General features: G+C 47.6%; 31 protein-coding genes. 16 read left to right on the top strand and 15 right to left on the bottom strand.

Going from position 1 to position 23,230, the window contains the following annotated elements:
• Positions 1-3: 3 nt before the first annotated feature.
• Positions 4-372: a Na+/H+ antiporter subunit G gene (locus tag BLW68_RS17580; protein ID WP_092796146.1), complete on the top strand. Its 369-nt coding sequence runs from the start codon at positions 4-6 to the stop codon at positions 370-372.
• Between the two features lie 4 nt (positions 373-376).
• Here BLW68_RS17580 and BLW68_RS17575 read toward each other — a convergent pair whose 3' ends face one another.
• The 11 genes from BLW68_RS17575 to BLW68_RS17525 are packed head-to-tail and all read right to left on the bottom strand — an operon-like array spanning position 377 to position 8,097.
• Entirely contained in the window at positions 377-649 is a 273-nt protein-coding gene (locus tag BLW68_RS17575) for an HPr family phosphocarrier protein (RefSeq protein WP_092796144.1), read from the bottom strand.
• 2 nt (positions 650-651) lie between these two features.
• Positions 652-1,512, bottom strand: coding sequence for an RNase adapter RapZ (gene rapZ, locus BLW68_RS17570; protein ID WP_068233953.1), 861 nt, complete (start codon positions 1,510-1,512; stop codon positions 652-654).
• Positions 1,509-1,982, bottom strand: a complete 474-nt coding sequence (gene ptsN / locus BLW68_RS17565) for a PTS IIA-like nitrogen regulatory protein PtsN (RefSeq protein WP_092796142.1) — start codon at positions 1,980-1,982, stop codon at positions 1,509-1,511. The genes rapZ and ptsN overlap by 4 nt, the downstream gene beginning before the upstream one ends.
• Before the next feature lie 7 nt (positions 1,983-1,989).
• A complete protein-coding gene (gene hpf, locus BLW68_RS17560; RefSeq protein WP_092796140.1) occupies positions 1,990-2,277 on the bottom strand; it encodes a ribosome hibernation promoting factor in 288 nt (95 codons plus the stop codon).
• A 26-nt stretch (positions 2,278-2,303) separates the two neighbouring features.
• Positions 2,304-3,794, bottom strand: coding sequence for an RNA polymerase factor sigma-54 (locus BLW68_RS17555; RefSeq protein WP_092796138.1), 1,491 nt, complete (start codon positions 3,792-3,794; stop codon positions 2,304-2,306).
• A 48-nt stretch (positions 3,795-3,842) separates the two neighbouring features.
• Positions 3,843-4,565: an LPS export ABC transporter ATP-binding protein gene (gene lptB, locus BLW68_RS17550; RefSeq protein ID WP_092796136.1), complete on the bottom strand. Its 723-nt coding sequence runs from the start codon at positions 4,563-4,565 to the stop codon at positions 3,843-3,845.
• A complete protein-coding gene (lptA, locus tag BLW68_RS17545; protein WP_092796134.1) occupies positions 4,562-5,053 on the bottom strand; it encodes a lipopolysaccharide transport periplasmic protein LptA in 492 nt (163 codons plus the stop codon). The genes lptB and lptA overlap by 4 nt, the downstream gene beginning before the upstream one ends.
• Positions 5,043-5,597, bottom strand: coding sequence for an LPS export ABC transporter periplasmic protein LptC (gene lptC, locus BLW68_RS17540; protein WP_092796132.1), 555 nt, complete (start codon positions 5,595-5,597; stop codon positions 5,043-5,045). Before lptC ends, lptA begins: the two co-directional genes overlap by 11 nt.
• Positions 5,594-6,148 carry a 3-deoxy-manno-octulosonate-8-phosphatase KdsC gene (gene kdsC, locus BLW68_RS17535; RefSeq protein ID WP_092796130.1) on the bottom strand — a complete coding sequence of 185 codons (555 nt, stop codon included), beginning with the start codon at positions 6,146-6,148 and terminating at the stop codon, positions 5,594-5,596. The genes lptC and kdsC overlap by 4 nt, the downstream gene beginning before the upstream one ends.
• 1 nt (position 6,149) lies before the next feature.
• Positions 6,150-7,118, bottom strand: coding sequence for a KpsF/GutQ family sugar-phosphate isomerase (locus tag BLW68_RS17530; RefSeq protein ID WP_092796128.1), 969 nt, complete (start codon positions 7,116-7,118; stop codon positions 6,150-6,152).
• 10 nt (positions 7,119-7,128) lie between these two features.
• Positions 7,129-8,097 (bottom strand): calcium/sodium antiporter, encoded by a 969-nt coding sequence (locus BLW68_RS17525; protein ID WP_177172282.1) that lies wholly within the window; start codon positions 8,095-8,097, stop codon positions 7,129-7,131.
• 293 nt (positions 8,098-8,390) lie between these two features.
• On the opposite strand from BLW68_RS17525, the gene mlaF reads away from it, so the two are divergent.
• Genes mlaF through murA form a run of 7 tightly spaced genes read left to right on the top strand, consistent with a single transcriptional unit; the run spans position 8,391 to position 12,915 of the window.
• Positions 8,391-9,194 (top strand): phospholipid ABC transporter ATP-binding protein MlaF, encoded by an 804-nt coding sequence (gene mlaF, locus BLW68_RS17520; RefSeq protein WP_092796126.1) that lies wholly within the window; start codon positions 8,391-8,393, stop codon positions 9,192-9,194.
• Complete coding sequence (gene mlaE, locus BLW68_RS17515; RefSeq protein WP_092796124.1) at positions 9,191-9,973, top strand: lipid asymmetry maintenance ABC transporter permease subunit MlaE; 783 nt, start codon at positions 9,191-9,193, stop codon at positions 9,971-9,973. The genes mlaF and mlaE overlap by 4 nt, the downstream gene beginning before the upstream one ends.
• 1 nt (position 9,974) lies before the next feature.
• Entirely contained in the window at positions 9,975-10,439 is a 465-nt protein-coding gene (gene mlaD / locus BLW68_RS17510; RefSeq protein WP_092796122.1) for an outer membrane lipid asymmetry maintenance protein MlaD, read from the top strand.
• On the top strand, positions 10,439-11,092 hold the full coding sequence (locus BLW68_RS17505) for an MlaC/ttg2D family ABC transporter substrate-binding protein (protein WP_245728386.1): 654 nt from the start codon (positions 10,439-10,441) through the stop codon (positions 11,090-11,092). The genes mlaD and BLW68_RS17505 overlap by 1 nt, the downstream gene beginning before the upstream one ends.
• Positions 11,089-11,382 (top strand): STAS domain-containing protein, encoded by a 294-nt coding sequence (locus tag BLW68_RS17500; RefSeq protein WP_092796120.1) that lies wholly within the window; start codon positions 11,089-11,091, stop codon positions 11,380-11,382. Before BLW68_RS17505 ends, BLW68_RS17500 begins: the two co-directional genes overlap by 4 nt.
• Positions 11,383-11,391: 9 nt before the next feature.
• A complete protein-coding gene (locus BLW68_RS17495) occupies positions 11,392-11,649 on the top strand; it encodes a BolA family protein (RefSeq protein ID WP_092796118.1) in 258 nt (85 codons plus the stop codon).
• Between the two features lie 6 nt (positions 11,650-11,655).
• Positions 11,656-12,915: a UDP-N-acetylglucosamine 1-carboxyvinyltransferase gene (murA, locus tag BLW68_RS17490; protein WP_092796116.1), complete on the top strand. Its 1,260-nt coding sequence runs from the start codon at positions 11,656-11,658 to the stop codon at positions 12,913-12,915.
• An 11-nt stretch (positions 12,916-12,926) separates the two neighbouring features.
• Here the strand turns inward: murA and BLW68_RS17485 are convergent, their stop codons facing one another.
• The 3 genes from BLW68_RS17485 to BLW68_RS17475 all read right to left on the bottom strand — a co-directional run bounded on the left by BLW68_RS17485 (position 12,927) and on the right by BLW68_RS17475 (position 15,980).
• Positions 12,927-13,943, bottom strand: coding sequence for a trypsin-like peptidase domain-containing protein (locus tag BLW68_RS17485; protein ID WP_218141402.1), 1,017 nt, complete (start codon positions 13,941-13,943; stop codon positions 12,927-12,929).
• A gap of 159 nt (positions 13,944-14,102) precedes the next feature.
• Positions 14,103-15,452 carry a Do family serine endopeptidase gene (locus BLW68_RS17480; protein ID WP_092796112.1) on the bottom strand — a complete coding sequence of 450 codons (1,350 nt, stop codon included), beginning with the start codon at positions 15,450-15,452 and terminating at the stop codon, positions 14,103-14,105.
• An 87-nt stretch (positions 15,453-15,539) separates the two neighbouring features.
• On the bottom strand, positions 15,540-15,980 hold the full coding sequence (locus BLW68_RS17475; RefSeq protein ID WP_092796110.1) for a Z-ring associated ZapG family protein: 441 nt from the start codon (positions 15,978-15,980) through the stop codon (positions 15,540-15,542).
• 126 nt (positions 15,981-16,106) lie between these two features.
• Here BLW68_RS17475 and zapE point away from each other — a divergent pair, with 126 nt between their 5' ends.
• The 8 genes from zapE to BLW68_RS17435 all read left to right on the top strand — a co-directional run bounded on the left by zapE (position 16,107) and on the right by BLW68_RS17435 (position 22,228).
• The gene (zapE, locus tag BLW68_RS17470; protein WP_092796109.1) at positions 16,107-17,198 is read left to right on the top strand and encodes a cell division protein ZapE; all 1,092 of its coding nucleotides are present in this window, start codon (positions 16,107-16,109) and stop codon (positions 17,196-17,198) included.
• A 203-nt stretch (positions 17,199-17,401) separates the two neighbouring features.
• Positions 17,402-17,830 (top strand): 50S ribosomal protein L13, encoded by a 429-nt coding sequence (gene rplM / locus BLW68_RS17465; protein ID WP_068233896.1) that lies wholly within the window; start codon positions 17,402-17,404, stop codon positions 17,828-17,830.
• Positions 17,831-17,842: 12 nt separating this feature from the next.
• Positions 17,843-18,235: a 30S ribosomal protein S9 gene (rpsI, locus tag BLW68_RS17460; protein WP_068233894.1), complete on the top strand. Its 393-nt coding sequence runs from the start codon at positions 17,843-17,845 to the stop codon at positions 18,233-18,235.
• 258 nt (positions 18,236-18,493) lie between these two features.
• On the top strand, positions 18,494-19,084 hold the full coding sequence (petA, locus tag BLW68_RS17455; RefSeq protein WP_092796107.1) for a ubiquinol-cytochrome c reductase iron-sulfur subunit: 591 nt from the start codon (positions 18,494-18,496) through the stop codon (positions 19,082-19,084).
• Positions 19,084-20,358: a cytochrome b gene (locus tag BLW68_RS17450; protein ID WP_092796105.1), complete on the top strand. Its 1,275-nt coding sequence runs from the start codon at positions 19,084-19,086 to the stop codon at positions 20,356-20,358. The genes petA and BLW68_RS17450 overlap by 1 nt, the downstream gene beginning before the upstream one ends.
• Positions 20,358-21,095, top strand: a complete 738-nt coding sequence (locus tag BLW68_RS17445; RefSeq protein ID WP_092796103.1) for a cytochrome c1 — start codon at positions 20,358-20,360, stop codon at positions 21,093-21,095. The genes BLW68_RS17450 and BLW68_RS17445 overlap by 1 nt, the downstream gene beginning before the upstream one ends.
• Before the next feature lie 75 nt (positions 21,096-21,170).
• A complete protein-coding gene (sspA, locus tag BLW68_RS17440) occupies positions 21,171-21,809 on the top strand; it encodes a stringent starvation protein SspA (protein ID WP_092796102.1) in 639 nt (212 codons plus the stop codon).
• A gap of 5 nt (positions 21,810-21,814) precedes the next feature.
• Positions 21,815-22,228: a ClpXP protease specificity-enhancing factor gene (locus tag BLW68_RS17435; RefSeq protein WP_092796180.1), complete on the top strand. Its 414-nt coding sequence runs from the start codon at positions 21,815-21,817 to the stop codon at positions 22,226-22,228.
• A 20-nt stretch (positions 22,229-22,248) separates the two neighbouring features.
• Here the strand turns inward: BLW68_RS17435 and ilvY are convergent, their stop codons facing one another.
• Complete coding sequence (ilvY, locus tag BLW68_RS17430; protein ID WP_092796100.1) at positions 22,249-23,133, bottom strand: HTH-type transcriptional activator IlvY; 885 nt, start codon at positions 23,131-23,133, stop codon at positions 22,249-22,251.
• Between the last annotated feature and the right edge of the window lie 97 nt (positions 23,134-23,230).

Raw genomic sequence — 23,230 nt, 5'->3', positions numbered from 1 at the left:
ATGATGGAATACTGGATTGAGTGGGTGGTAGCATTTTTTCTGTTGCTCGGTGGCAGCTTTGTGCTGATAGGTTCTATTGGCCTGACCCGGATGCCGGATTTTTTTATGCGCTTACATGGGCCAACTAAGGCCACTACGCTTGGCATGGGCGGTATATTGCTGGGGTCGATGTTCTTTTTCTATACCCATGGCGAAACCAGCGTACATGAACTGCTGATCACCATATTTTTACTGATCACCGCGCCTATCAGTGCACATATGCTGATTAAAACAGCATTACATTACAAGTTAAAGGCGATAGATAAAACGACAGGAAAAACCAGCATACATCCGGCACAGCAGAAACAACATGACAGAAAACCGTTGCCTTAACGGCTTAGTTTTCGTCGAAACCGTTTTTGATCAAATTTACCACCGCGTCCAGCGCCTGCTGGGCATCGGTGCCTTCGGCACATACCTGCAGCGTTTTACCTTTGCTGCTGGCCAGCATCAGTAATGCCAGTACGCTGCTGGCATCAGCGCTTTTGTCTTCCTGCACCAGCTCTATCCGGGCACTGAACTGCTGGCACAGTTGCGCCAGCTTGCTGGCTGCTCTGGCATGTAACCCCAGCTGATTGACAATAGTAACGGCCTCACTACATTTGCTCATGGTTAGCCCTTAGCTGCATGTCTGAACAACTCACGGTGCCTTACCTGAACATCATCCCGCAAGCTGCGGTAGCTCTCTGTCAGGCTCTCTGCAATATAAACTGAGCGATGTTGCCCGCCGGTACAACCAATAGCAATAGTTAAGTAGCTGCGGTTATTGCGTTCTAAATGCGGCAGCCAGGTACTGATAAAGCTGTTAATTTGCCAGATGTACTTCACTACCACCGATTGCGCTGCCAGATAGTCTTTTACCGGCTGGTCCAGCCCCGTCAATGGTTTTAGGTCCGGCTCCCAGTGCGGGTTGGGCAAAAAACGTGCATCAAAAACAAAATCGGCATCTTTGGGTATGCCGTACTTGAAGCCGAAAGATTCAAACAGGATCACCAGACGGCCGGTTTTCTGACCTAAAATGCGCTCACGCAGTTGTTCTGCTAACTGGTGCACGTTCAGCTCAGTGGTATCAATATAGAGGTCAGCACGGCTGGAGATAGGGTCCAGCAGTTGTTGCTCTTCAGAAATAGCTTCATCAAGCGACATGGCCTGATGTGACAACGGGTGTAAACGGCGGGTTTCGCTGAAACGTTTTATCAGGCTGGCGTGATCGGCATCCAGATACAGAATGGTCAGTTCGAGTTTTCTTGGCAGATAAGACAAAATCTCGGTTAATTCGTCCGGATCTTTGGGTAAGTTACGCACATCAATACTGACAGCGACACGCTCGTACTGGCCAATCACAGTGGTAGCCAGTGTCGGTAGTAAATTTACCGGAATATTATCAACACAATAGTAGCCAAGATCTTCCATTACACGCAGGGCGACAGATTTACCCGAACCGGAACGACCGCTGACTACCAGTAGCTTCATTTTAACGTTTCTGCCTCACTGTACTGCACTAACAACTGATATAACTGCTGGTTGGTTTGTGCATGACGGATTTTTTTGGTCAGCTCTTTCTGGCTGAGTAATTTTGCGATACCGGCCAGGGTGCTCAAATGCGCCTGGCACTGAGCTTCGGGGATCAGAATAGCGCAGAAAATATCTACCGGCTGGTTATCAATAGCATCAAACGGAATGGGTTCTTTACTGACCACAAATACCAGTAAAGGCGAAGTCACACATTTTAATTTGCCATGCGGAATAGCAATACCGCCACCGATACCGGTAGAACCGAGTTTCTCGCGCGTCATCAATGCTTCAAGAATGCCATATTCGGTCATCTCTGGTAATTGTTGATGTGCCAGTTCGGCAATGTATTCGAGGATACGTTTTTTGCTATTAAAAAGAACTGCACTTTTAGTGCAGTTCTCGGCCAGCATAGAGGTTAAATTCATCATAGTTTACTTAGTGCCGGGCTATTTTCTCTTTGTGTTTAATGACCTGACGATCCAGTTTATCAATTAACTGGTCAATGGCGGCATACATATTTTCGTCTTCGGAAACCGCAAATACTTCACCGCCGTTCAAATGCAGCTTAGCTTCTGCGATCTGCTTTAATTTTTCCACGTTTAGGATCACATGTACATTATTTATATGATCAAAATGGCGTTCCAGCTTAGCAAATTTGGTGTCAACGTATTCTTTTAATGCAGTTGTAATTTCAACATGACGACCAGTTAGATTGATTTGCATAGACATATTCCTTCTTTTAGGCTGACTTACATCAAGGTCTTGCGTTGATTTGACGGCGGAATAAACAAAGATTCACGATACTTGGCGATGGTGCGCCGCGCTACGTTTATGCCTTGCTCAAGCAGAATATCAGCCATTTTACTGTCACTAAGCGGTTTGGCCGGATTCTCCGCCGCCACTAATTTTTTTATAAAGGCGCGGATAGCGGTGGATGAGCATTCGCCACCACTCTCTGTACTAACATGACTTGAGAAGAAGAACTTAAGTTCAAAAATACCTCGCGGTGTATGCATGTACTTTTGGGTAGTGACGCGTGAAATAGTAGATTCGTGCATGCCTACCATCTCTGCTACGTCATTCAGTACCATAGGTTTCATGGCTTCTTCACCATGTTCAAAAAACGCTTGCTGCTGCTGCACTATACAGTTGGCCACTTTCAGCAATGTCTCATTACGGCTTTCCAGACTTTTTAAGAACCACTTCGCTTCTTGCAGATGCGAGCGGATAAACTGGGTATCGGCACTGCTTTTGGCTGTTCTGGACATTGCCGCGTATTGCTGATTAATACGCACTTTAGGCATTGCATCCGGGTTTAGTTCTACCTGCCAGCGGCCCTTTACCTTTAACACGCTGACATCGGGTATAACATATTGCTGTTCTTCCCGGATAACGTCTGCACCTGGCCGTGGGTTCAGGCTGTGGATTAACTGCATGACCTCTTTTAACTCGTCTTCTTTGAGTTTAGTCACACGCATCAAAGAACGAAAGTCGCGGTTGGCTAAAAATTCTGTATGATCGCGGATCAGTTTCTGCGCATCGGCCAGATAGGGTGTTGCAGGGTCAAACTGGCGTAATTGTACCAGCAGGCATTCCTGTACTGAGCGGGCGGCAACACCCACCGGATCAAACAGCTGAATACGCTTGATCACGGCTTCAACTTCGTCGGCTTCTACATCTTCCATGCCCAGCGATTCAAGAATATCGTCGCAGCTGATAGTGAGCAGGCCATTGGGATCAATTGCTTCAATAATAATTTCGGCAATAACGCGGTCAGTGTCGGAAAAAGGTGTCAGCTGCATCTGCCAGCGTAAGTAATCTTGCAGGGTTTCGGTAGTTTCGCCCTGATAGACATAGTCTTCGTCGGCGCCATTACCGGCGCTGACCGGTGCGGCGCTGACTAAGTCATCCCAGTTATTATCCAGTGGCAAGTCTTCCTGAATATTTTGTTCAGTCATCGCCTCACTGGTATCGGGTTCAGAGGGTTCGTAGTTGTCGTCAGTAGCCTGGGTTTCAGCAGTGTCTGCACTATCTGCATAATCATTCCGTTCAGCCTGGGTTGCCGCCTCCGGGAAGCTGTCAAAATCCTCTTCAGCTTCAAGTAAAGGGTTGGCGTCCAGAGCTTCCTGAATTTCCTGTTGCAACTCAATTGTCGACAGCTGTAACAGGCGTATAGCCTGCTGCAACTGCGGCGTCATGGTTAGCTGCTGTCCTAAGCGAAGTTGCAAAGAGGGCTTCATGTACTTCTACCGTTCTCCTGAATGATACGCTGTTATTATTTTTGCTAACTATAGCCTGAATTGCTCACCCAGGTATACATCGCGTACCTTCTGATCTGCCAGAACCTGTTGTGGTGGCCCTGAGGCTATCAGTTCACCGTGGCTGACAATATAAGCAATTTCACACACATCAAGTGTTTCGCGCACATTGTGGTCGGTAATTAACACCCCGATACCACGCTGACATAAATGCTGGATAATTTTTTTAATATCAAGCACTGAAATAGGATCGACACCGGCAAAAGGTTCATCCAGCAAAATAAACGCCGGATTAGCCGCCAGCGCCCGGGCTATTTCGACCCTGCGCCTCTCACCACCGGATAAGCTCATACCCAGACTATGCTTTATGTGGCCGATATGAAACTCTTCCAGCAAGTCATCTGCTATTTCTTCACGTTTGCTACGGCTGAGATCTTTGCGGGTTTGCAAAATGGCTAACAGGTTATCGTGTACTGTCAGCTTACGAAAAATAGAGCTTTCCTGTGGCAGATAGCCTATACCCTGGCGCGCGCGGGTATGGATAGGGTCGAAAGTGATATCTTTGTCACCCAGGGTAATATGGCCCTTATCAGATGGCACCAGGCCGACAATCATATAAAAAGTGGTGGTTTTACCTGCACCATTGGGCCCCAGTAAGCCTACAATCTGCCCCGCATTAACTTCAAGGCTGACATCTTTAACCACCTGCCGGCCTTTGTAACTTTTGGCCAGATGCGATGCAACTAACTTCATGGGTTGTTTTTTTCCTCTGGCGTGAAAATGGTTGTCACGCGTTTTGATTCGTTGCTCTCGGCGCTCAGTTCCTGCTTTTCTACGTTATAGCGAATGGTTGATGCCTTTACCACACTGCCACTTTGTGCCAGCTCCGCTTCGCCGCTGAATGTCAGGGTGCGGTTTGATGGCTCATAGCGCATTTCTTTCGCCTGAGCAGTAACTTGCTGGCCGTCTGCCAGCAGTTGAGAGTAAGTAACTGGGTTGCCAGTGGCGATATAAACTTCATTGCCTTTACCGGCAGTGGCATTAATTTCCAGCTGATCAGCCTTTAGCTGCAGCGAGCCCTGAGTAACAACAACATTATTACGATAAGTCAGAACGTTTTCTTTGACTGAAGATAAATTATCAGCATCTATCTGAATTTGCTGGGTGTAGTCAGGTTGATTTGCCTGCACAGATAAGCTGCACAGCAGCAGGGCTACAGCCGGAATTATGTTAATCTTCATTACGATATACCGTTTTCTGATGTTGGACTAATTGCAGTGTTTTTTCGGTTAAATCTGCCTGCAAACCAATGCCTTCAATGTAAAACCCTTTACCCTGAATGTAGACTGGCTGGTTGTTTTGCAACCTGTTATCAGGAAATAACATCTCCAGTGTATCTGTTTCTATGCGCTCAACCAGCTCATTTTGCAGTAAACTTTCAATAACGACCTGTTGCTCAAGAATTATTTTGTCCTGTGGGAACCAGATAGCGTATTTACTGCTGGCTTTCCAACTGGGTTGGAACGCTTCATTAAATAACGTATATACCGGTTGTTCAAACTGGGTAAAGCCCAGTAACTCAAAGTGTTCCAGCCGCACTGCAGTGACAGAATCGGCGCGGTATCCCTCTTCGTTATACAGGGTTCGGGTAATATTTTCTGCCACATAATCGGGTAATAATTCCTGATCCGTCTGCAATGCATCCGGGTTGTCTTCAGGTTCAAACCACAAATAGGCTGCGGTGCCTGTTAATATCAGCACCAGTGTAACAAGCAACTTTCTCATGAACTGCTACCGTCAAAAAGGCCAAAGTGCTGCTGACTTATCAATATTAAATCACAGAGCTCACGCACTGCACCAAAACCGCCGGCCATAGTGGTAATGTAATGAGCATGCTGGCGCAGATAGGGGTGGGCATCTTTAACCGCCACAGATAAGCCGCAATGCTGCATTACGGCCCAGTCCGGCAGGTCGTCACCTATATAGGCAATCTGTTCGGGAGTTAGTTGCAATTGCTGACGCAGATCAGCAAATGCAGCCAGTTTATTTTCCTGGCCCTGATAAATAAAAGGTACCGTCAGTGCCGTCATACGCTGTTGCACTATCGCTGAGTTGCGCCCGGTAATCACTGCTACTTCTATTCCGGCCTGGCGTAGCGCTTTAACGCCGTAGCCATCGCGGGTGTGAAAGGCTTTTAATTCTTCGCCCTGATTACCCAAATAGATACGGCCATCAGAAAACACACCGTCAACATCACAAATCAGCAGCTTAATAGCACGGGCTTTATTGATAATACTGTCAGATACCGGCTGATACAGCGTATTAAACAACGACATTTTACAATACTCCGGCACGTAGCAAATCGTGCATATTCATTGCGCCAATTGGCACCCTGGCTTCATCAACCACAATCAGGCCGTTGATCTTTTTCTGCTGCATAATTTGCAACGCTTCGGCTGCCAGCATCTGGGCATTGGCTGTAATGCATTTGCGTGTCATAACTTCTGCTATCAAATTAGTGTGAATGTCATAACGCTGATCCAGAATACGACGCAGGTCACCATCGGTAAAAATGCCAGCCATCCGGCCTTGCTCATCTACCACAGCCGTCATACCTAAACCTTTTTTGGAGATTTCCAGCAACGCATCTTTAATTGATGCGGTTTGCACCACCACCGGTACTTGCTCGGCGCGGTGCATGATATCTTCCAGCCGTAGCAGTAATTTGCGGCCCAGACTACCACCAGGATGCGATAAGGCAAAATCATCAGCTGAAAAGCCCCTGGCATCAAGCAGTGCCACTGCCAGCGCATCCCCCATAGCAAGGGTCGCGGTAGTGCTTGCCGTGGGAGCTAAGCCCAGCGGGCAGGCTTCTTGTTCTACCTTCACACATAAGTGGGCATCGGCCAGTTTCGCCAGTGTTGAAGAGGGGTTTCCTGTCATGGCAATCAGTTTAATGCCCAGGCGTTTTATCACCGGAATAATGGTCAGCATTTCTGCTGTTTCACCGGAGTTAGAAATGGCTATTACCACATCATCAACCGACAGCATCCCCAGATCACCATGGCTGGCTTCTCCTGGGTGAACAAAAAATGCCGGGCTGCCGGTCGAGGCCAGCGTTGCGGCAATTTTGCTGCCAATATGGCCTGATTTACCCATACCAGACACAATGGTTTTGCCTTTACTGTCAAAAATAAGCTGGCATGCCAGATTAAAATCGGCATTCAGATATTGTTGTAGTTGCTCAACTGCGGCAGCTTCAATTCTGAGAACTTCAGCAGCCCTGATACGAAAGTCGGTAGTCATATTGCTTCCATCACGCCAGTATAGTGGTAAACAGCAGGTACTGATAAGCAACAAAACCTGCCAGCAGCAATAAACCTTCTATGCGGTTTATCCGCCGGATACGGCCAAAACGAAATGACATTACCAGCATAAGCAGGGTGGCACCTATCATAACGTAACTGTCACGGCTGCCGGCCATAGGGTCCAGTACTGACGGATGTATCACTGCACCCAATCCCATAACTGCCAGAATATTAAAAATATTTGAGCCGATAATATTACCCAGCGCCAGATCATCTTCACCTTTAAGAATACCAATAATACTGGCTGCCAATTCAGGCAAGCTGGTGCCTATAGCAATAATGGTCAGGCCTATTACCAAATCGCTCATACCGGCATAACGGGCTATTGTCACTGCGCCATGCACCAATAACTGTGAGCTGGCCAGCAATACTACCAGCCCGATAAACACCCATAGCAACGCTTTAGGCAGCGGTGCATAGTCAGGTATTTCGCTATTTATTTCGCTGATTAATGGGTCATCACTGCTGGCATTTTTGCCCCAGTACACCATTAAACACAGAAAGCCGGCAAAAGCGACCAACAACATAATACCTTCGGTACGGCTTAAGTTGTCATCGGAGATAAAGTAATAGCCCAGCAATGTACACAGCAACACCAGCGGATATTCACGTTTTAATGTAAGTGAAGAGACAGCAATAGGCTTTAACAGGGCCGCAGCGCCGATAACCAGTAAAATATTGGTGATATTAGAACCAAGTGCATTGCCGACAGAGGTATCGAGGCGGCCGTGCCAGGCAGCATTAGCCGAAACCAGCATTTCAGGTGCAGAGGAGCCCATGGCTACTATCGTCAGGCCAATTATCATTGGTGAGATGCCAGCGGACCGGGCCACAGAGGAGGCGCCAAAAACAAAACGATCTGCACTCCAAAGCAACAAGACCAGACCCACAATGACAAAAATAATAGCGAGTAGCAAAGGTGACAATATGTAGTTCCCTGTTCTGTGTAAGTTTTCTGTAAGGTATCTTGTGGTATTTTCCTGCTTATCGGCGCGAATTGCAAAAAAAGCTGCCATCTGGCGCCAAGATCGATTTTTCGCATATTTTGTTACGATTTTATGTAACGACTTTAAGCCTGAACACGTTTACAATAATACAACTTTAGCAGCAGTCTGATTGAAAACATACACTAATGTATGTATATTGTCTGCCATTATCAGGTTGTGGGGGCGCAGCAAGCAGTATAGTTGCGATAAGCGGAGAGAATAGTTTGGCTGATACGCTGATTGATATCCAGCACCTGACTTTTAGCAGAGGTGAGAGGATAATTTACCGTGATTTAAATATGCAGTTTGCCCGTGGCAAGGTTACTGCCATTATGGGGCCAAGTGGGATAGGTAAAACCACTTTGTTGCGCTTAATTGGTGGCCAGTTAAAACCTGACAGTGGCAAAATTTTGTTTGAAGGGCAAAATATTCCTGCTTTGTCACGGCGGGAACTGTATCAGGCGCGTAAGAAGATGAGTATGTTGTTTCAAAGCGGCGCTTTGTTTACCGAGATGTCTGTATTTGACAATGTGGCCTTCCCGATCCGTGAGCATACACGCTTACCTGAGGCGTTAATCCGGTTGATTGTGCTGATGAAACTCGAAGCCGTTGGCTTACGTGGTGCCCGCGATTTAATGCCTGCTGAGTTGTCCGGCGGTATGGCAAGACGTGCTGCACTGGCCAGAGCAATAGCGCTGGATCCTGAGCTGATTATGTACGATGAGCCGTTCGCCGGCCAGGACCCTATTTCAATGGGTGTCATTGTGCGGCTTATCCGCTCACTAAATAATGCGCTGGGGCTGACATCTGTTGTGGTATCGCACGACGTAACTGAAGTGATGAGTATCGCTGATTATGTTTATGTCGTGGCAGAGCAAACAGTGATCGGGCAGGGTACGCCGGAGCAATTGCGTAATGATCCGTCTGCATTGGTGCAGCAGTTCCTCAAAGGCGAAGCCGATGGCGCTGTGCCATTCCATTTCAAAGCCGCACCATATGAGCAGGAACTAATGGAGTTAACCAGGTGATTGCAGATAAGTTACAGCAACTGGGCGCGGCAACCATTAATAGCATTACCGGCTTTGGCCGTGCTGGCATTATGTTGTTCGGCGCTATTATTGGTATTCCGAATATTCGTAAAGGCTTACCGTTACTGATAAAGCAGCTTTATGTTATTGGTGTGCTGTCTTTACTGATTATTCTGGTATCCGGTTTGTTTATCGGTATGGTGCTGGCGTTACAGGGCTACACGGTGTTGGTGAAGTTTGGCGCTGAGCAAATGCTTGGGCCTTTGGTGGCATTAAGTTTGTTACGCGAACTGGGGCCTGTGGTTGCTGCATTACTGTTTGCCGGACGGGCGGGTAGTGCATTAACGGCGGAAATTGGTCTGATGAAAGCCACAGAGCAACTATCCAGCATGGAAATGATGGCGGTAGACCCATTGCGGCGCATTATTGCACCGCGCTTCTGGGCTGGTGTAATTAGTTTGCCGTTACTGGCGATGATTTTTACTGCTGTTGGTATTCTGGGCGGGCATCTGGTTGGTGTTGACTGGCTTGGCGTTGACAGTGGTGGTTACTGGTCTGCTATGCAGGCAAATGTCGATTTTTATGACGATGTTGTCAACGGCATCATAAAAAGTATCGTATTCGCTCTTATCGTTATCTGGATTGCTCTGCACAAAGGCTATGATGCTGTGCCCACATCTGAGGGTATCAGCCGGGCAACAACACAAACTGTTGTTACTGCATCGCTGGCAGTGTTGGGTTTTGACTTTATTTTAACTGCATTAATGTTTGGTGGATAACATGACCACACGGAAAATTGAAATTTTAGTAGGTTGCTTCATCGTATTAGCCATAGCAGCATTTCTGATGTTGTCGTTGCAAGTTGCCAGTACGGGCATGGGAGGGAGTAGTCAGAATTACCGCTTGCATGCAAAGTTTGAGAATATCGGTGGGCTAAAAGTGCGTTCGCCGGTAAAAGTAGGTGGCGTAGTGGTAGGCCGTGTGGCAGCAATACAATTGGACACCACCTATTACACGCCGGTAGTCACGCTGGAAATTAACAGCGACTACAGTAATTTCCCGGAAACCAGCACGCTGGCTATTCTGACATCTGGCTTGCTGGGCGAACAATACTTGGGGCTACAGCCGGGTTTTCTGGATGAAACCGTTGAAATTCTGGTTGATGGTGACTACATCGAAGATACCAAGTCAGCATTGGTACTGGAAGAGCTGATTGGACAATTCTTATTTAACCGCGGGAACTGATGATGAAACTTTATGCATTCTTAATAGCTTTTCTGGTCGCTGTAAGCGGCTATACTTCTTCTGCGAACGCATCGACAGACACCTATACCGATCCATACAAGATGATGGAAGTGCTGGCAGACAAAACGTTTAGCCGTATTGCCCAAGACCAAAGCAAAATTCAGGCAGACCCTGAAACATTGCGGCTGATTGTTAATGAAGAACTGGTGCCTTATATTGACAGCCGCTACGCCGCGCTGCGCGTTATTGGTAACAGTGCTGATCTGCGTAATACACCAAGGGAAGATTTACTGGCGTTTGTTGATGCGTTTCAAAACTATATGGTTGCCACTTACGCCGGTGTGTTTACTCAGTATCGTGATCAAAAAGTGATGATTGAGCCGGGCCGCATTGCTGAAAACCAGAAAATCATTTCTATCCGGACCCGGGTTATTGACCCTGGCAAGCCAGATATCAACATTGAGTTTAAACTGCGCCGTGGTAAAGATACTGACAACTGGCTGGTGTTTGATATGGTAGCTGAGGGTATATCACTACTTGATAGCAAAAGAGCTGAGCTGGGTAACCTGATCCGTCAGCAAGGTCTTAACAGTGTTACCACTATGCTGATTGAGAAAGCGAAAGCTCCCATTGCTAAGGTAGAAGAAAAGTGACGTTAAACATCGTGCAGGACGGCGACAGTTTGCGTTTTACCGGTGCGTTAAATCGTGATACGTTAATGCTATATTCACCCTTCACCCTGTTAAATAGCCTGCAAGGTTCAGTGCGGTTTGATTTGGCCGCATTGAATAACGTTGATACGGCAGGCTTGGCCTGGCTACTGCAGCAACTGGCAGTAGTAAAAAGCCAAAGGGTTTCTGTAGCATTATGTAATGTACCGCAACAGCTGTTATCATTAGCAGATGTCAGTGCCGTCAGGGCGTTATTGCCTGTTATAGATTAAGGTTTAACTTTGGAAATAAAACAGATTGAACAGCTGCTGACTGAGCAATTGCATTTAGCTGAGGTCAGAGTGACTGCTGAAGGTTCTCATTATGCAGTGATTGCAGTGGGCGATTGTTTTACTGATGTCAGCCGTGTTAAGCAACAACAAATGATTTATGCACCTTTAATGGCTGCGATAGCTGATGGTTCTATCCATGCTGTCAGCATTAAGACCTTTACACCGCAGCAGTGGCGTAGAGAAAAACTTCTTAACCCTCCGATGTAGTAATATATGCAGCAATTTCTTGTAACAGGTGGCAAGGCTTTAACAGGGGATGTCACCATATCCGGCGCGAAAAACGCCGCTTTACCGATCCTTTTTGCCAGTTTACTGTCTGAAAAACCCACAACCATCACCAATGTCCCCAAACTGAAAGATATCGAAACAACTGTTAAGCTATTACAGCTGTTCGGTGCGCAAGTCAGTTTTGCGGATAATATAGTGCAGGTTGATGCCGGTAAAGTGAATAACCAGTTTGCCCCCTATGAGCTGGTAAAAACTATGCGGGCCTCTATTCTTGCCCTTGGCCCTTTGCTAAGCCGGTTTGGTCAGGCCGAAGTATCGCTGCCCGGCGGTTGTGCTATAGGTGCGCGGCCGGTTAATTTGCACATTGATGGCCTGCGTAAAATGGGGGCTGATATCACCGTTGAAAACGGCTATATAAAAGCGACCGCCAGCCGTCTGAAAGGCGCTCATATCATTATGGATATGGTTAGTGTAACCGGCACAGAAAATCTGCTGATGGCGGCGGTACTGGCAGACGGTATTACTACCATTGATAACGCAGCGCGCGAGCCTGAAGTAGTTGATTTAGCAATATACCTGAATACCATGGGCGCTAAAATCAGTGGCGCAGGCACAGACTGCATCGTCATCGAAGGTGTTAAAGCACTGCACGGTGGTGAGCATAAAGTGCTGCCTGATCGTATAGAAACCGGGACCTTTTTAGTTGCAGCAGTAGTGAGTGGTGGCGATGTTACCTGCCGCAGCACTGATCCTGCGGAGTTAGAAGTTGTACTGGAGAAGTTGCGCGAAGCAGGAGCCGACATTACGACGGGTGCAGATTGGATCCGCGCTAATATGACCGGGCGTACGTTACAGGCTGTCAATGTAAAAACCGTACCACATCCTGGCTTTCCGACAGACATGCAGGCGCAGTTTACTGTACTGAATGTCGTTGCGAAAGGCGTTGGTATGGTTACGGAAACTATCTTCGAAAACCGCTTTATGCATGTGCCTGAATTACAACGTATGGGCGCGCGTATCAGCCTGGAAGGTAACACAGCTGTTTGTCAGCATACAGACAAGCTGATGGCGGCACAGGTAATGGCAACCGATTTACGTGCGTCTGCCAGTCTGGTAATCGCCGGTTTGGTGGCTGAAGGTACTACAGTGGTAGATCGCATCTATCATATTGACCGTGGCTATGAGCAAATTGAGCACAAACTCAAGCGGCTTGGTGCTAATATTGAACGGGTAAACGCGGCTTAGGTCGCGTTTTTTTAACGGCGTAATTCGCGGGTAACTGCTTTAATATCCAATTGCTGATTATTACGGTCAATGGTCAGCATCAGCTCGCTGTTTGGTGCGGTCTCCGCAATCATATTCAATGCCTGCTGTACGCTGCTAAAGCGTTTACCAGCAATTTCCAGAATGATATCACCGGTTTGTAAACCCGCTTCTGCAGCCGGGCCGTTGGCGTTCACCGAGGTAATGCTAAGGCCGTATAACGTCTGGCCTGATGATATTAACCGGTCGCCGGCGGCATTGACGACTGCATCACCTGACACGCCAAGGTGGCTGCGGGTAACTTTGCCATGCTTAATCAGTTTCTGCATAACATTTAGCGCAAGTTTATAGGGTATAGCAAAGAAAATACCCTGAATGTCCTGATTTTCCAGCTGAAAAGCGGCAGCATTAATACCCACCAGTGTACCGTTGCTGTTTACCAGAGCGCCGCCAGAGTTACCACGGTTTATGGCTGCATCCATCCGCATAAAGTCGATATAACCGCGTGAACTTAAACCTGTGTTGCCATTGGCACTGATAATGCCCTGGGTAATGGTTTGCCCCAGATTGAGCGGATTACCTATTGCCAGCACTACATCACCCACTTGTGGATCCAGCTCGGTATCTTGCGGAATCACCGGTAAATTTTCAGCCTGCACATACAATACGGCCAGATCGGTGAGTTCGTCCTGGCCAATCAGTACCGCTTCCAGCCAGCGGCCATCCTGCAAAGCAATTTCAATATGATCAGCGCCGTAGACCACATGGTAGTTGGTCAGAATATAGCCTTGTGAGCTCATTACTACGCCAGAACCCAGCTCCTGGCGTTCTATGGTGCGTGGGCGCAAAGAACGGGGATCAACCAGGGTGCTGCGGGTGTAAACATTAACTACAGCAGGTGCAGCACGCCGCACTGCCTTAGCATAGCTGACAGGGGTGTTATCTTCGCTAACTTCGTCAGTTTTAAATAGTGGTATTGACAGATGATTAAAAGAGGGAAATACCAGCATCAGCAGAAATGCTAACGCGAGCCCGTAGGCGATGCTTTTAAGCAAAAAAAACAAAAATTTGGCCACGGGTTCTGATTTATCTGCAAAGTTGAGGTTAGGCTAGCATAGCATTAATATTGTTTAAGCAGTAGCCATTGGCTACTGCTTAAACCTTTGCTATCAGCGAATTAACACATAAAGTGTTGTACCACCGCGTTGAATATTCAGCGCGGCTACACCACTGCGGTTTTCCAGTGCTTTACGCAGTTCGGCCAGATTAGCAATACGCTGGCGGTTCACACCGATGATTACATCATCCGCCAGTAAGCCTATCTGAGCTGCCGGTGAGTTGTTGGCTACGGCATCAATTTTCACGCCGCCGTTAGCGTTAGATAACTCGGCGCCATCCAGCATAGGGTGCATCTGATTTGCCGCTACCTGGCCACTGGCTAACTCCTGCAACTTCACCGTTACAGTGCGCTCTTTACCATCGCGTAAGATGCCAAGTTTAGCTTCCCGGCCAGCGCCCAGCGTGCCCACTTTCGCGCGCAGTTCCAAAAAGGAGCTGATCCTGTTGCCATTCATGCTGACAATCACATCGCCGGATTTTAAACCGGCTTTTTCCGCCGCACTATCGGGCAGAACTTCGTTAACAAAAGCACCACGGCTAACACTTAAGTTCATCGCTTCTGTCAGTTCGGCATTTACGTCACCACCACGGATCCCTAAGCTGCCACGACGAATTTCACCATGTTCAATAATTTGATCAACCAGGTTTTTCATCATATTGGCCGGAATGGCAAAACCAATGCCAATATTGCCGCCGTTTGGCCCCAGAATAGCCGTGTTGATACCAATTAACTCGCCGCGCAGGTTTACCAAAGCGCCACCAGAATTACCGCTGTTAATCGCCGCATCGGTTTGGATAAAATCTTCCAGGCCTTCAATACCGAGGCCGCCACGGCCCAGCGCACTAATAATACCAGAGGTAACGGTTTGCTCCAGGCCAAAAGGATTGCCAATGGCAATAGCAAAATCGCCCACCCGGGTTTTGTCTGAGTCGGCCAGCGGAATTTGCACCAGCTTTTTCGCTTCAATCTGTAGCAAGGCGATATCGCTTTCCGGATCAGCGCCGAGTTTTTTAGCTTTAAAAGTGCGGCCATCTTTTAACCGTACTTCAATGTCTTTAGCATCCTGAATAACGTGGTTATTGGTAACGATATAACCTTTGTCGGCATCAATCACCACACCTGACCCCAGGCCTTTAAAAGGCCGCTCTTCACGGTACTCTCCCTGGCCGCGCTGGCCGAAGAAATAACGGAAAGCTTCAGGTAAACGCTGGCGTACCTCGCGGCTGCCTTCAACCGAAATATGTACCACTGCCGGTGTTGCCTGTTCGAGCATCGGCGCCAGAGTAGGCATTTCCTGCTCTGATGAGAACAGCGGTATCCTGGCATCTGCCGGTGGTGGCGTTGTCAACAACAGACTGGCAGCAACAGCTGCGCCAAGCAATGACAATTTCTTATTCATAGCGTAATAGTCTCCTTTAACATTGTGCGACTAAGAACGTGTCGTAATAAAAAAAGTTCAGCTGACAGTTTTGCTTTGTGTAACAAATTATTCTGCCGGTTTACGTTCCTTAATAAGGCCGCTGGCTTCACCGGAATAATCAAGTGGTTGTTGCTCTGCAGTGGAATAAACACGGCGCTTTTCGTCAATTTGATTTAATGACTGGCGGATATAAGCGGCGGTATCACCGGACAGGTAATTAATATCCTGACGCACCGATTCTGTCGGGCGCTCTACCAGCTGCATTTTAGAATCAGCAATATGGCGGGCAATGCGGGCGTAATTGTCCTGCAGCTGTGTCATCAGTTGGTTGGTGGTTTCCAGATGTTCTGAAACATCGTGCCGGTATTGTTTTAACTGGGTTTGGCTTTCCTCGAGCTCCAGTTGCAATTTATGCCTGTTAAACTGTTTCAGCGTTAACCAGCGCGCGATGCCTGCACCTATCACTAAACCGGCAACAAGCCAGGCTGCAGCGTACATATATTCCATAACAACTCCTGCGGGGGGTAAATTCAGCAATAAGTGTAACCTAACTTCTTATCCAGAGTGGTAAGGCATGTTACTATTAGTGCTCTTATTTAGGGCTCGGCGTGCCAGCTTTCAAGTAGTACTCAGATGACACCACTAGAAAAATACCAGCAAGATTTAACGCGGGACGATTTTCAGCATGATGCGGCGCAGGCTTTTGCTGTTGCTCAGTTGCAACGTCTTTACGATGACATCGTCAGTCATCGGCCTGCCAAACCTTCGCTATGGCAGCGGCTGACAGGCAAGACTACGGTACAGCAACCGCTGAAAGGTCTGTATTTCTGGGGCGGAGTTGGGCGAGGTAAAACCTACCTGGTAGATACCTTTTATGAATGTCTGCCGGGTAGCCGCAAGATGCGTATTCACTTTCACCGCTTTATGCACCGGGTGCACGAAGAGCTGAAACTGCTCAAAGGCGTCAGTGATCCGCTGGAAAAAGTAGCTGACAAGTTTAAGCAGGAAACCGATATTCTGTGCTTTGACGAGTTTTTTGTCTCAGATATTACTGATGCGATGATCCTCGGCACTTTAATGCAGGCACTGTTTGCGCGCGGCATTACACTGGTGGCAACGTCAAATATTGAGCCGGATGGCCTGTACCGCAATGGTTTGCAACGTGCGCGGTTTTTGCCTGCAATAGCGTTAATTAAACAGCATACGCAAACGGTTAATGTAGACAGCGGTATTGACTACCGGTTGCGTACGCTGGAAAAAGCAGAGATATATCACTACCCATTAGATACCCAGGCTGAGACGAACTTGCTGCAGTATTTTACTGCCTTGTCGGTTGAACCACGCCAACAGCAAGCCGAAATAGAGGTTGCCAATCGTACACTACATGCCCGGCATGAGGCTGATGGCATTGTCTGGTTTGATTTTTCTGAACTGTGTGAAACTGCGCGCAGCCAATACGATTATATGGAATTAAGCCGTTGTTACCATACGGTATTGTTATCTGGAGTGAAGGCAATGGGGCGGCAAAATGATGACGTAGCCCGGCGTTTTATTGCTCTGGTGGATGAGTTTTATGAGCGCCACGTTAAGCTGATTATTTCAGCAGAAGCTGCACTGGAACAGCTATACAGCGATGGTATTTTGAATTTTGAGTTTAAACGCTGTATTAGCCGGTTGCAGGAAATGCAATCACGCGATTATCTGGCCAAAGCGCATCTGCCATAACTTTTTTGCCATTTCAGTGGAAATTTCTGTACAGAGTGCTGATTTTTATAATTGGTTAATATATAATCCGCGCCCGGCCTACGTTACAGCCTAATACTGCCGTTAGCCCGGTAGTTTTTGTACTCGAAGGGGTACGCTAACGACACCCGCTGCATCAGCCCTGCACGGTGTCAGGTGTAACTAAGTTATTTTTGGATAGATAAATGAAAACTTTTACTGCTAAGCCAGAAAGCGTAACCCGCGACTGGTTCGTTGTTGATGCGTCAGGTAAAACACTGGGTCGTATCGCAACAGAAATCGCTGCCCGTTTACGTGGTAAGCACAAGCCAGAGTACACCCCACACGTGGATACCGGTGATTACATCATCGTGGTAAACGCGGAAAAAGTGGCTGTTACCGGCAACAAAGCACAGAACAAAATGTATTATTCTCACACTGGCTTCCCTGGTGGTATTAAGGAAATCAGCTTCGAGAAATTGATCGCGAAGAAACCAGAAATGGTTCTGGAACTTGCTATTAAAGGCATGTTACCAAAAGGTCCACTGGGCCGCGCTATGTTCCGTAAGTTGAAAGTTTACGCCGGCGCCGAGCATCAGCATGCTGCTCAGCAACCGCAAGTATTAGATATTTAATCGGAGCATAACATGGCACAGAATCAATATTACGGAACTGGTCGTCGTAAAAGCTCAACGGCCCGTGTATTCATCAAAGCCGGTTCAGGTAACATCGTTGTTAATCAGCGCGCGTTAACTGAATACTTCGGCCGCGAAACCGCTTGTATGATTGTTAAGCAACCATTAGAGCTGGTTGGTATGGTTGAGAAGTTCGACCTGTACATCACTGTTAAAGGTGGTGGTATCAGCGGTCAGGCTGGCGCTATCCGTCACGGTATTACCCGTGCACTGATGGAATTTGACGAGTCACTGCGTCCTGCACTGCGTAAAGCAGGCTTCGTTACCCGTGACGCCCGTCAGGTTGAACGTAAGAAAGTGGGTCTGCGTAAAGCACGTAAACGTCCACAGTACTCAAAACGTTAATCGTTTTATCGAGTACCAGAACCCGGCACCTGTTGCCGGGTTTTTTTTACCTGCTTTTTGCGTTGTTATGTGGCTGCAAACTGGCGGCTATAGCTTGGCGTATAACGCAAAGCGTTAAGATAATACTGATTCAGCCCGCCTTAATCCTTGTGTAAAGCAGGGCTTTTCATTATGATCGGCGATATTTTTTCGATTTATAATAATTGCTGAAATTCAGCCGCTTAAATTCTGTTTAAGCGTTAACGTGGAGATGAGTGGATGAGCAATGCGCCTGTAGATCATGGTCGCCGCCGCTTCCTTACCATTGCAACCTCAGTTGTAGGGGGCGTGGGAGCTATCGGAGCTGCTGTGCCTTTTGTCGCGTCCTGGATGCCAAGTGAAAAGGCAAAACAGGCTGGGGCAGCGGTCAGTGCGGACATCAGTAAGCTTGAGCCGGGCCAGTTAATTCGGGTTGAATGGCGTGGTAAGCCGGTGTGGATTGTAAAACGGCCTCAAGCAATGCTGGATGAGCTGGCTACGCATGAAGATAAACTGCGTGACCCTGAGTCTGAAGTCGAGCAACAACCCGCTTACGCACAAAATCGTCATCGCTCGAAAAAACCGGAAATCTTTGTTGCGGTTGGTATCTGTACTCACCTGGGCTGCTCACCGACTTATATTATTAACGATTTCGCCGCACAGGTTGAAGGCGTTAAATCAGGCTTTTTCTGTCCTTGTCACGGTTCTAAGTTTGATATGGCCGGCCGCGTATTTCAAAGCGTACCTGCACCGAAAAACCTGCAGATCCCTCCGTATATGTTTATCGACGACAATACCATTGTGATTGGTGAAGATGAGGGGACTGTCTGATGTTTAAGAATCTGATGAGCTGGATTGAATACCGCTTACCCTTTATGGATAAGATGAATCTGCATGTTATGCAGTATCCGGCGCCAAAAAACTTTAACTTCTGGTACTTTTTTGGCTCACTGGCCATGTTGGTGCTGGTTAATCAGATCCTAACCGGTATCTGGCTGACAATGAACTATGTACCTTCTGCAGAAGGCGCTTTTGCTTCTGTTGAGTACATTATGCGCGATGTTGATTACGGCTGGTTGTTGCGTTATATGCACTCTACCGGCGCGTCGGCGTTTTTTGTTGTCGTTTATCTGCACATGCTACGCGGCATGATGTACGGCTCTTATCAGAAACCACGCGAGCTGCTGTGGATTTTTGGTATGCTGATTTTCCTGGTGTTAATGGCTGAAGCTTTCATGGGGTACTTGTTACCCTGGGGTCAGATGTCATTCTGGGGAGCTCAGGTTATCATCGGTATTTTTGGTACTATTCCGTTTATTGGTGAAGATTTAACCCTGTGGATCCGCGGCGATTACGTTATTTCCGGTGCCACATTAAACCGTTTCTTTGCGCTGCATGTTATTGCACTGCCACTGGTACTGGTTATTCTGGTGTTCCTGCACATTATGGCGCTGCACGAGGTAGGGTCAAATAACCCTGACGGTATCGAAATTAAGAAAGATAACGACGGCACGGTTGAGCAGACTGAAGCAGATAAAAAATTCACCTTCCACCAGTATTTTACCCGCGGTGGTAAGAAAGTTATTGTAGATGCGATACCTTTCCATCCGTACTACACGGTTAAAGATTTACTGGGTGTTGCCGGTTTCCTGCTGATTTTTGCCTGGGTTATTTTCTTCTTCCCTGAAGGTGGTGGTTACTTCCTTGAAGCGCCAAACTTTGAGCCGGCAAATGCTCTGAAAACACCAGCGCACATTGCACCTGTTTGGTATTTCACGCCGTTTTATGCCATTTTACGTGCTATTCCGCACCCGTTTATGGGCGCTGTAGCCATGTTCGCCGCTATTGTGGCGTTAGCCTTACTGCCTTGGCTGGACAGAGGCAAGGTACGTTCTATCCGTTACCGTAGTGGCTTACATACTGCGAACCTGATCAACTTCTGTATCAGCTTTGTAGCGCTGGGTGTATTAGGTGTGCTGCCAGCTGAAGGTGTCTATACCTTATTGGCACAGATATTCTCATTTACATACTTTGGCTTCTTTATTCTGCTGTGGTTCTACAGCAAGAATGAAAAAACCAAGCCATTACCAGTAAGGTTAACCTGATGATGAAGAACTTATTTTCAGTAATTGCATTGGTAGCATCGTCGTGGGCGATGGCTGCCGGCCCGGCTGTGCATCTGGACAAGGCACCTATTGATCTGACAGATAAAGCCTCGCTGCAAAATGGCGCCAGGCTGTTTCAGAACTACTGTCTGGGTTGTCACCAGATGCAGTATCAGCGTTATTCCCGTACCTTTAGCGATTTAGATATCCCTGAAGAAGTAGGTATGGAAAACCTGATGTTCACCGGTGAAAAAGTCGGTGACCATATTACCAACAATATGTCGGCAAAAGACGGTGAGAAGTGGTTTGGTGCTACGCCACCGGATTTAACTAACGTAGCCCGTGTACGCGGCCCTGATTGGTTATATACCTATTTACGGAGTTTTTATGCTGATCCGTCACGTCCATTTGGCGTGAACAACGACGTGTTTCCACTAGTGGGTATGCCGCATGTGTTGCAAGAACTGCAGGGCATGCCATACAAAGCTTATGAAACCCGGCTGGTGGATGGTGCATCAAAAGAAGTTTATGTTGGTATTAAAACCGATGGTAGCGGTGAGCTTAACGCAGAAGAATATGATCGCGCTGTAGCAGATCTGGTAAACTACCTGGAATATGTTGGCGAACCTACCAAGCTGGAAGCCCGCGCTTTGGGAACCAAGGTTATGGTGTTCCTGCTGATTTTCTTTGTGCTGGCTTATTTGCTGAAGAAAGAATATTGGAAAGATGTACATTAACTAGTTATATCAACTAGATATGTTTACAGGGGCCTTCGCGCCCCTTTGCCGTTTTTTATTTTACCGGAGGAAGACATGGCGATCACTGCCAATAAACGCCCTGTGATGACATTGTTCTCAGCAGCTGATGATATGTTCAGTCATCAGGTACGTATAGTACTGGCTGAAAAAGGCGTAACTGTCGATATTCTTCAGGTCGCACAAGATAACTTGCCGGAGGACCTGTACGAAGTAAATCCGTATGGCAGCCTGCCAACTTTGCTTGATCGTGAGCTGGCGTTGTATCAAGCCAATATAATTATGGAATACCTGGATGAGCGTTTTCCGCATCCGCCACTGATGCCGGTATACCCTGTAGCACGCGGCCAGGCCAGATTGATGATGTACCGTATTGAGAAAGACTGGTACCGTCAGGCTGCCGCCATACTGAATAACGATGACAACGCTGCAACTGCACGGCAGGAACTGAAAGAAGGCTTGTTATCTATAGCGCCGCTATTCAATGAAGCGCCGTTCTTTATGAGCGAAGAATTTGGTCTGGTTGATTGCTACATGGCAGCCTTGTTATGGCGCTTACCTTTACTGGGTATTGAGCTGAGCGGCCCGGGCAGCAAAGAACTGAAAAACTACATGACGCGTATTTTTGAGCGTGACGCATTCCAGGCATCTTTAACGGATATTGAGCGTGAGATCCGCAGAGGAATGAAGTTCTGATGAAGATGACGGCAAACCGCCCTTATTTATTGCGGGCGTTTTACGAGTGGATTGTGGATAACAACTGTACACCTTATCTGGTTGTTGATGCCACTTTTGAGCGGGTAAAAGTACCCACTCAGTTTATTCAGAATGGCCAGATTGTGCTAAATGTTACGCCCTCAGCAGTGGGCAATCTGCAACTGGGCAATGATGCAGTGACTTTTAATGCCCGTTTCGGCGGCCAGCCATTTGCGCTTTATATTCCAGTGAATGCAGTATTAGCAATATATGCCCGTGAAAATGGCGCTGGTACGGTGTTTACGCTGGAAGAGGAAGAAGATGAAGCTGATATTTTCAGTGAAAACTTCGATCACGACGATACTCATCCTGAGCCACCAAAACCAAAGAAAGGCTCGCATCTGAAGGTTATAAAATAGCGAAGCTGCCTTCGCGGCTTCTAGTTTTTTGCTACAGCTACTTGCCAAAACGCCTGGATCAGCGGCTCGTTCAAACGTTTGCTGAGCATACATACGCCCAAATCGAAAGCTTCAAACTGGTAACCTAACTCCAGGCTACGCACCCGGTCACGTACCGGGCTGTGTAACACTACGGCATCAGCTGCCAAGGCAATACCGGTACCCAAGGCTACCATAGATACCATAGCTTCATGCCCGTCTACTTTGGCCACTACCGGTGGGTTAATGCCGGTATCGTGTAACCAGCGGTCAAATCGGCTGCGCGCTGGCCCGTGCTCAGGCAGGATCACCGGTATATCTTGCCAGGGGATGGGTTGCTTTTGCAGCAGATCGTTTACTTTGCAGGGAATAACCGGCGCAATCATCATGACCGGTAGCTTGGCGATACTGCGAAAAGCCATATTAGCGGGCAAGGTTGTTGGGTGGGCAGCGAGCGCGATATCCGCCTCGTCCAGCCGCACTTTTTCGATAGCGGCTGATGCATCGCCTGTAGTCAGTTTTATTTCCGCTTTGGGGCACATCAGACGAAACCGGTCCAGAATTGCCGGCAAATGACTATAACTGGCGGTGACGGTACAAAATAGTCTGATCTCGCCACTGAGCCCGGCACTGGCCAGTTGCAGATCAATTTGCAACTGATGCCATTCATCGAGCCATAACCGGACAAATTGCTGAAAGCGATGGCCAGCGGGCGTCAGTTTTACTGAGCGCTTGTCACGATAAAACAGTTCAGTATTTAACTCCTGCTCCAAACGCTGTATCACCCGGGTCAGAGTGGGCGGACTGACATAAAGTTGTTCGCTGGTTTTACTAAAGTTCAGGCTGCTGGCCAGGTGCTGAAATAGCTGTGCGCTGCGAATATCCATGGGCTTCTATTCCATAAAGTGAAATACAGAGTTGTAAATATATCACTTCACGCAATTATATCCAGCGACTAAGATGAGCTTATTAAAGCAAAGCCTG

Origin of the sequence: Rheinheimera pacifica (assembly GCF_900108485.1) — a bacterium.
Taxonomy (GTDB): domain Bacteria; phylum Pseudomonadota; class Gammaproteobacteria; order Enterobacterales; family Alteromonadaceae; genus Alishewanella; species Alishewanella pacifica.
Note: the sequence above shows the minus strand (reverse complement) of the source record. Positions and strands in the feature narration are given on the sequence as shown.